The following is a 7,907-nucleotide window of genomic DNA, read 5'->3' on the forward strand; positions in this document are numbered from 1 at the left end:
GGAGGCGAAAGCGATCGAGATCACCGTGAACGCCGAAGCGGAGGTACTGCAGGTGAAAATCGCCGACGACGGCCGTGGCTTGCCCGAAAACTGGCGGCAACCCGGCCACTACGGTCTGCGCGGCATCGTCGAGCGCACGCAGGCGCTCGGTGGCGAGGCGCGTATCGGCAATCGCGAGCCGCACGGCGCCCGGATCGAGCTGGAGATTCCATTGCAGCCATGGGCACGCCCGTACCGATGAATGCGGGAAAAATCCGCGTGATGCTGGTCGACGACCACGCCGTCGTGCGCGTCGGCTTCCGTGTGCTGCTCGAGATGAGCGGCGAGGTCGAAGTCGTCGGCGAGGCCGAGAGTGGCGAAACCGCGTATCGCGAGTTCGCGCGCATCCAGCCCGATGTCGCGATCATGGACCTGTCGATGCCGGGCATGGGCGGCATCGAGACCGTGCGCCGCCTGCTTGCGCGCGACCGCAGTGCGCGCATCCTCGTGCTGTCGGCGCACGAAGACTCGGCGCATCCGCGGCGCGTGCTCAGGGCCGGCGCGCTCGGTTACCTGTCCAAGCGCGGCGCGCCCGAGGAACTGCTCGACGCGGTGCGCGCGGTTGCCGCCGGGCGCATCTATCTCGAAGCCGAAATCGCGCGCAGGCTCGCGCTGCACGATCTCGCCGCGCCGGGGCAATCGATCGAGAGCCTGTCGGAGCGCGAATTCGCCGTGTTCATCAAGCTCGCGCGGGGCGAATCGGTGCAGGCCATCGCACAGACATTGTCGCTGTCGCCGAACACGGTCGGCACGCATCTGTACAACATCAAGCAGAAACTCGGCGCGGGCAACCAGGCCGAATTGACCCTGATCGCGGTGCGCAACGGTTTGATCGAGGCCTGAGTCAGCCTGGAAGCAGGAAGATTGCGACGACCTTGCGCCCCTCGCCGGCGAGCACGTTGAACGTGCGCGCGGCGGCGGCGTTGTCCATCGTCTCGAGGCCGATACCGCGCTTGAGGAATTCGCCGAGCACGGCCTGCGGCGGGAAGGTCGTGCGTGCGCCGGTGCCGAGCAGGACGACCTCGGGTTTGCGCGCGAGGATCAGCGCGATCGCCGCGCTGTCGAGTTCGTCGATCGAACGCGCGGGGAAATCCGCCTGCGCATCGGTGGTGTCGACGAGCACGCTGCCCGTGAACGCGCGGTCGATAACGACGATCTGCGTCGCATCGGCCTTGCGCACGAACATCTGCTGCTCATGGCGGTGTTCGGTCAGTTGCAAGTAGGAAACCTCTGATTAACCGTAGCGAGCGAAGAAAATTTGCGCGTCGCCGGAGCGCAGGAACCGGAATGTACATATGAGTACATGAGGATTTTGAGCACCGCCGGCGCGCAAATTATCGAGCGTAGTAGGTTAAGCAGAGGTTTCTAGCGCGGTAGGGCGATCTTCGGCGCATCCTCATTGCGGCGGAAATAGCTCGCGACATGGCCGATGCGCTGCACGACTTCGGCGCCGGCCTGTCCGGCGAGTTCGTCGATCTGCTGTTTGCGCGCATCGCGGTCGTCGCCGGCGATCTTAACCTTGACCAGTTCATGCTGGTCGAGCGCCGCACCGAATTCCTTGACCAGCGCGGGCGTGATGCCCTTGTTGCCGACGAGGATGACGGGGTTGAGATCATGCGCGAGGCCGCGCAGGTAGCGGATCTGGGTGTTGGTCAAGGCCATGGAAGGACTGGAAATTAAGGCATCGAGTGGTCGCACAGGGTATCATGCACACTTACTCCATGAACCTGTCCAAAAACCGTAGCGAGCGAAGGAAGTTTGCGCGGCGCCGGAGCGCAGGAGCCGGAGTTTACTTGTACGTAAATGAGGATTCCGAGCACCGCCGCCGCGCAAAATACCGAGCGCAGTAGGTTTTTGGACAGGTTGATGGCCTCCCGCAGCAAATCCAGTGCCCGTTGGTTGAAGGAGCACTTCAGCGATCCCTACGTCAAGCGCGCCCAAGCCGAGGGCTGGCGCTCGCGCGCCGTGTTCAAGCTCGAGGAGCTGCTCCAGCGCGATGCGATCCTCAAGCCGGGCATGGTTGTGGTCGATCTCGGCGCGGCGCCGGGTGGCTGGTCGCAGATGGTGCGCGAGAAGCTGGGCGACAAGGGCCGCATCGTCGCGCTCGACATCCTGCCGATGCAGGGCATCGGCGGCGTCGATTTCATCGAGGGCGATTTCCGCGAGGAATCGGTGCTGAAGCGGCTGGAAACGCTGTTGGCCGGGGCGCCCGTTGACCTTGTCTTGAGCGACATGGCCCCCAATATGAGTGGAGTGGCCGTGGCCGATCAGGCGAGGGCGATGCATCTGTCTGAATTGGCTAGGGATTTTGCTGCTGTCCACCTGAAGCCCGGCGGCGCGTTTTTGATAAAGCTTTTCCAGGGACGGGACTATGATGCGTACCTGAAGAGCTTGCGCGAGGGCTATGAGCGCGTCAGCATTCGGAAACCGAAAGCCTCGCGCGCGCGCAGCCCAGAGGTCTACGCGCTTGCCAGCGGCAAGCGCGGATAGCGGAAATCGTCGCGCTGGCAACCGGGAAACGCGGTTGAGCATCACAGGCAACGATGCAGGACACAAAGAGTTACCGACGCGGCAATCGGCCGCAAGTTGAGTCAAGGCTAATGAACGAAATGGTCAAGAATCTTGTGATCTGGGTGGTCATCGCGGTGGTGTTGATCGTCGCTGTGCAGAGCTTCAAGTTCGGCGGCACCGAGCCGAGCACGGTGCCGTATTCGGACTTCATGGCCCAGGTCAACAACGGCAATGTCAGCGAGGTCGTGCTGCGCAACGACCTGCAGACGGTCAATGCCAAGCTCAAGGACGGACAGAAGCTCAACACGACGATCGTGCCGACCGACGGCTCGCTCGACAAGATCCTCGACAAGCAGGGCGTCAAGTTCACGGTCGAGGCCAAGGACAACAGCGGCCTGATCACGCGCCTGCTGATCGACTGGGTGCCGATCCTGCTGTTCTTCGCCGTGATCGTCTACTTCATGCGTCAAATGCAGGCCGGTGCCGGTGGACGTGGCGCGATGAGCTTCGGTCGCTCGCGCGCACGCCTGCAAGGTGAGGACCAGGTCAAGGTCACGTTCGCCGACGTCGCCGGCGTGGACGAGGCCAAGGACGAAGTGCAGGAGCTCGTCGAATTCCTGCGCGATCCGTCCAAGTTCCAGAAACTCGGCGGCCGCATCCCGCGCGGCGTGCTCATGGTCGGCTCGCCCGGTACCGGTAAGACCTTGCTCGCCAAGGCGATCGCGGGCGAAGCCAAGGTCCCGTTCTTCACGATCTCCGGTTCCGACTTCGTCGAGATGTTCGTCGGCGTCGGTGCCTCGCGCGTGCGCGACATGTTCGAGCAGGCGAAGAAGCACGCGCCGTGCATCATCTTCATCGACGAAATCGACGCGGTCGGCCGCCATCGCGGTGCCGGCCTCGGCGGCGGCCACGACGAGCGCGAGCAGACTCTGAACCAGTTGCTCGTCGAGATGGACGGCTTCGAGGGCAACGAAGGCATCATCGTCATCGCCGCGACCAACCGCCCCGACGTGCTCGATCCGGCACTGCTGCGCCCGGGCCGCTTCGACCGTCAGGTCGTCGTGCCGCTGCCCGACCTGCGCGGCCGCGAGCAGATCCTGAAAGTCCACATGCGCAAGGTGCCGCTCGCGGCCGATGTCGATCCGACCGTGATCGCGCGTGGCACGCCGGGTTTCTCGGGCGCCGATCTCGCCAACCTTGTCAACGAGGCCGCGCTGTTCGCCGCGCGCGGCAACTCGCGCGACGTGTCCATGGACCATTTCGAGCGCGCCAAGGACAAGATCATGATGGGCAGCGAGCGGCGCTCGATGCTCATGAGCGAGGACGAGAAGAAGCTGACTGCCTATCACGAAGCAGGGCATGCGATCGTCGGCCGACTCGTGCCCGAGCACGACCCGGTGCACAAGGTCACGATCATCCCGCGCGGGCGCGCGCTCGGTGTCACCCTGTTCCTGCCCGAGGCCGATCGCTACAGCAACAGCAAGACGTACCTGGAAAGCCGCCTCGCCAGCCTTTACGGCGGCCGCGTCGCCGAGGAAATCATCTTCGGCGAAGACAAGGTCACCACGGGCGCGTCGAACGACATCCAGCGCGCCACCGGCCTCGCCCGCGACATGGCGACCAAGTATGGCCTCTCGCCCGAACTCGGACCGATGACCTATGCGGAGGAGGACGATGAAGTCTTCCTCGGCCGCTCGGTCACCCAGCACAAGCACGTGTCCGAGGAGACCGCGCGCAAGATCGACGAAGTCGTGCGTGGCATCATCGATACCGCGTATGGCCGTGCGCACGATCTGCTGACGACGAACATCGACAAGCTGCACACGATGGCGAATACGCTGCTGCAGTACGAGACGATCGACAGCGAACAGATCAGCGCGATCATGGAAGGCCGCACGCCGGGTCCGCCGAAGGATTGGCAGAAGTCCGGCGAACCGCCGCGCAGCGGTGGCAATGCGGCCAGCGGAGACAAGACCGCCGCACCGATCGGCGGCACCGCGACCCAGCATTGAAAGCGATCGTACCGATCGAACCGAACCGTAAGGCCGCCCTCGGGCGGCCTTCTGTTTGCGGAGCTTGCTTCGCCTTCCGCGGGCGCCGCCCCGCGCTTCGCCGCGTTCGCGTCGAGGGTCGGCCTGCCGACGACGACCGACGTCAAAGGGCTGCCGTGAACGGCAAGGCGGGTTCCCTGCTCATGCCGTTGTCGTAAACTCGTTCCATGTTCGACACGACTCCCACCCTCGATTGCGCCGGCCGTGCGCTCAAGCTTGACCGTGCAAGCATCGCCGGAATCCTCAACCTGACCGGCGATTCGTTTTCCGGCGACGGCTTGCGCAACGACATCGAAGCCGCCGTCGCACAAGGCATGGCAATGGTGGAGCAGGGCGCGGACCTGCTCGATGTCGGCGCGGAATCGACCCGGCCCGGCGCGAGCGAGGTCGCCGCCGAAGACGAAATCGCGCGCGTCGCTCCCGTGATCGAGGCGCTGGCGAAGCGCGTCGAGGTGCCGATTTCCATCGATACAAGCAAGCCAGAGGTGATGCGTGCGGCCATCGCCGCGGGTGCCGGCTTCATCAACGACGTGCGTGCGCTGCGCGAAGACGGCGCGCTCGATGCGGCGGCGGAATTGAAGGTGCCGGTCTGTCTGATGCACATGCAGGGCGAGCCGCGCACGATGCAGGACGCGCCGCACTACGACGATGTCGTCGGCGAGGTGAAGAATTTCCTCGCCGGCCGCATCTTCGCCTGCGAGATGAGCGGCATCGACAGGAAACGCATCGTCGTCGATCCGGGCTTCGGTTTTGGCAAGACGCTCGAGCACAATCTTGCTCTGCTGCGCGGGTTGGACCAACTCGCCGCGCTCGGCGTGCCGCTGCTCGCGGGCCTCTCGCGCAAGGGCATGATCGGCGCATTGACCGGCCGCGACGTCGAACAGCGCGCGGCCGGTTCCGCCGCCGCAGCGCTGATCGCGGTGCAGAAGGGCGCGATGATCGTGCGCGTGCACGATGTCGCCGCGACGCGCGATGCGCTCGCCGTCTGGCAAGGTGTTGTCAGCGGCACGGCGCCGGCGAAGAAAGCACGCAAGCCGTTCGGTTCGCAACGCTTCGATGACGATGACTGAGGGACCGCACGGTCGGCAGCGCAACGCTGGCATCGACACGATCATCTTCGATCTCGGCGGCGTGCTCATCGACTGGAACCCGCGCCACCTCTACCGCAAGCTCTTCGGCGCCGATCACGAGGCGATGGAATGGTTTCTCGCGCACGTGTGTTCGCCCGAATGGAACCTGCAGCAGGACGCCGGGCGTCCTTGGCGGGAGGCGATCGCGGAGGCGCAAGCGCGCCACCCCGAACATGCGACGCTGGTCAGCGCCTATCGCGAGCGCTGGGAAGAGACCCTCGGCGGGGCGATCGACGAGACAGTGGCGCTGCTGGCCGAACTGCGCGATGAGCCGGTACGGTTGCTCGCGCTGACGAATTGGTCAGCGGAAACGTTTCCGATCGGGCACCGGCGTTTTCCGTTCCTCGACTGGTTCGAGGGCATCGTCGTCTCTGGCGAGGAGAAGCTGGTCAAGCCGGACCGTGCGATCTACGAGCTGCTGCTGCGGCGCTACGAGGTGGTGCCTGAGCGCGCGGTCTTCATCGACGACAGCGAGGCGAATGTCGTCGGCGCGCGCCAGGCCGGACTGCATGCAATCCGCTTCCGCGATCCGGCCACGCTGCGCCGTGAGCTGGCGGCATTCGGGTTGCTCGCGGCCTAGCGCTGCGACGCGTCTCGCCTACGGCGTGGCGGCGAGTGCCGCGTCGACCAGGCTGCGGCCCTGCAACGCGCTGGGATCGAGTCGACGCATAACGCGTCCGTTCGCGTCGAGTACGATCAGCGCTGCCGGTTGACGCACGCCGTAGCGGCGGAACAGCGCACCGTCGCCGTCGAGCACGAGCGGCACCTTGACTGCGTGCTTGTCACGGTACTCGCGCAGATCCTGGGCGGAGGCCCACAGTCCCGCGGCGATGCCGACCCAGCGCACGCTCGCGTCGCCGCCATGCGCGCTCAACTGCTCGCGTATCGCCTTGCACTGGGCGGCGGACTGCGGACGGGTCTTCTCGAAGTAGCTTTCGCACCACGGCGACAGAAACGCGAGCACGGTGCGACGCTTGTGTTCGGGGTCGGCCAGCGCAATGTCGCCGCCGTCGAGCGTCTTCGCCTTCTGCGCGACCTGTGCGGCGGCATCCGTTGCCGCGGGCGATGTCGCCGCAGTCGCCGTGACGCCCTTGCGCGCTTGCGCGAGCGCGGCATCGAGGTGCGCGTCGGCTAGATGGCCGACGTAGGTGATGCGTCCGTCGCGATCGACGATCACATGCTGCGGGGTGACGCGCAAGCTGAACAGTTCGCCGAGGTGGCCATCGTCGTCGCGCACGATCGGCATCGTGATGCCGAGCTTGCCGCGGTATTCGCGGATCTGTTCGATCGTGTCGTCGAAACCGATGTTGATCGCGACGACTTCGAGGTCGTCGCCGGCATGGCGGTAGACGTTCTCGAAGTGCGGCATCTGCTCGCGGCAAGGCACGCACCAGGTTGCCCAGAACTTGAGATACACGGCCTTGCGCCCGCGCAATGCGGCGAGGTCGATGGTCTTGCCGTCGATCGTGGTCAGCTTGACCGCTGGTGCCATCTGGCCGAGCAGGTGGTCGCCGGCCTGCGCGGCGAAATCCTGTCCGCTTTCGGCGTGCGCGGGGGCACCTCCGCCGAGCAGTGCGGCAACAAACAGGAGTGCGGCGAGGCGGGGAAGCAAGCGCAAAATCGAGCGAGGGCGAAGCGAGGCGGGCATGGCGCGTAGTTACTCGTGGAGATGGGGGGCAGCCAATAACCTACGCGACATTTGGCCCTGTGCACGATCCAATTTATCAATTTTTTTCAGGGCCAATGTTTTCCGCACTTCGGTCTGGCACCGCGATGCATCTCCACATCGGACTCAAGCGGATTCGCCGGCAGCGGCACGGGCCAAGTCGCGGTCGAGCAGATGTGCGAGCGTGTCGATCGAATCCGTGGCGCGGTCGCAGGCGTCGGCGATGGCGAGCGCGACAGCGTGCGCTTCGCTGTCGGGCGGCGTGGCGGCCAGCGTCTTGACCAGATCGCGCTCGCAGGCGCGCAGACCCTCGATCTGCACCGGGTGATCGTGGCGCAGCCCGTCGGCGATGTCGCCGAGCGCGGCGTCGATGCGGCGCGCGAAAGCCTGCACTTGCTCCTGTGCCGGCCGCTCGCGGCTGTCCTGCAGTATCGCCTCCAGCGCCATGCACGCGCGCACGAAACGGTTGGCGTTAGCGAACACGCTTTCGGCGAGCGCGATCAGGCGCAG

General features: G+C 65.4%; 9 protein-coding genes and 1 pseudogene. 6 read left to right on the plus strand and 4 right to left on the minus strand.

All coding sequences use genetic code 11. The features are described from left to right. Together VF497_RS06600 and VF497_RS06605 are read left to right on the plus strand one after the other, a co-directional pair. Window positions 1-241, plus strand: a 241-nt coding sequence (locus VF497_RS06600) for an ATP-binding protein (protein WP_330886911.1), incomplete at its 5' end; no start/stop codon positions are given. Further along, on the plus strand, window positions 220-882 hold the full coding sequence (locus tag VF497_RS06605; protein WP_330886913.1) for a response regulator transcription factor: 663 nt from the start codon (window positions 220-222) through the stop codon (window positions 880-882). The genes VF497_RS06600 and VF497_RS06605, both read left to right, overlap by 22 nt. A gap of 1 nt (window position 883) precedes the next feature. Here the strand turns inward: VF497_RS06605 and VF497_RS06610 are convergent, their stop codons facing one another. Both VF497_RS06610 and yhbY read right to left on the minus strand, forming a co-directional pair. Beyond that, window positions 884-1,258: an Mth938-like domain-containing protein gene (locus VF497_RS06610; protein ID WP_330886915.1), complete on the minus strand. Its 375-nt coding sequence runs from the start codon at window positions 1,256-1,258 to the stop codon at window positions 884-886. A gap of 146 nt (window positions 1,259-1,404) precedes the next feature. Beyond that, window positions 1,405-1,701: a ribosome assembly RNA-binding protein YhbY gene (gene yhbY / locus VF497_RS06615; protein WP_330886917.1), complete on the minus strand. Its 297-nt coding sequence runs from the start codon at window positions 1,699-1,701 to the stop codon at window positions 1,405-1,407. Window positions 1,702-1,905: 204 nt separating this feature from the next. Between yhbY and rlmE the strand changes: the two genes are divergently transcribed. From rlmE to VF497_RS06635, 4 genes are all read left to right on the plus strand, one after another. Further along, on the plus strand, window positions 1,906-2,529 hold the full coding sequence (rlmE, locus tag VF497_RS06620; RefSeq protein ID WP_330886927.1) for a 23S rRNA (uridine(2552)-2'-O)-methyltransferase RlmE: 624 nt from the start codon (window positions 1,906-1,908) through the stop codon (window positions 2,527-2,529). Window positions 2,530-2,639: 110 nt separating this feature from the next. Then, the gene (gene ftsH / locus VF497_RS06625; RefSeq protein ID WP_330886919.1) at window positions 2,640-4,562 is read left to right on the plus strand and encodes an ATP-dependent zinc metalloprotease FtsH; all 1,923 of its coding nucleotides are present in this window, start codon (window positions 2,640-2,642) and stop codon (window positions 4,560-4,562) included. A 206-nt stretch (window positions 4,563-4,768) separates the two neighbouring features. Then, entirely contained in the window at window positions 4,769-5,671 is a 903-nt protein-coding gene (gene folP / locus VF497_RS06630) for a dihydropteroate synthase (protein WP_330886921.1), read from the plus strand. Further along, window positions 5,658-6,311, plus strand: a complete 654-nt coding sequence (locus VF497_RS06635) for an HAD family phosphatase (protein ID WP_330886923.1) — start codon at window positions 5,658-5,660, stop codon at window positions 6,309-6,311. Before folP ends, VF497_RS06635 begins: the two co-directional genes overlap by 14 nt. An 18-nt stretch (window positions 6,312-6,329) precedes the next feature. On the opposite strand, the gene VF497_RS06640 is transcribed toward VF497_RS06635, so the two are convergent. Beyond that, window positions 6,330-7,343: a redoxin domain-containing protein gene (locus VF497_RS06640; RefSeq protein WP_330886925.1), complete on the minus strand. Its 1,014-nt coding sequence runs from the start codon at window positions 7,341-7,343 to the stop codon at window positions 6,330-6,332. Window positions 7,344-7,523: 180 nt separating this feature from the next. Then, window positions 7,524-7,907, minus strand: a pseudogene (locus VF497_RS06645) (hypothetical protein); the annotation flags it as partial.

The organism is Rudaea sp., from assembly GCF_036383415.1.
Taxonomy (GTDB): domain Bacteria; phylum Pseudomonadota; class Gammaproteobacteria; order Xanthomonadales; family Rhodanobacteraceae; genus Rudaea.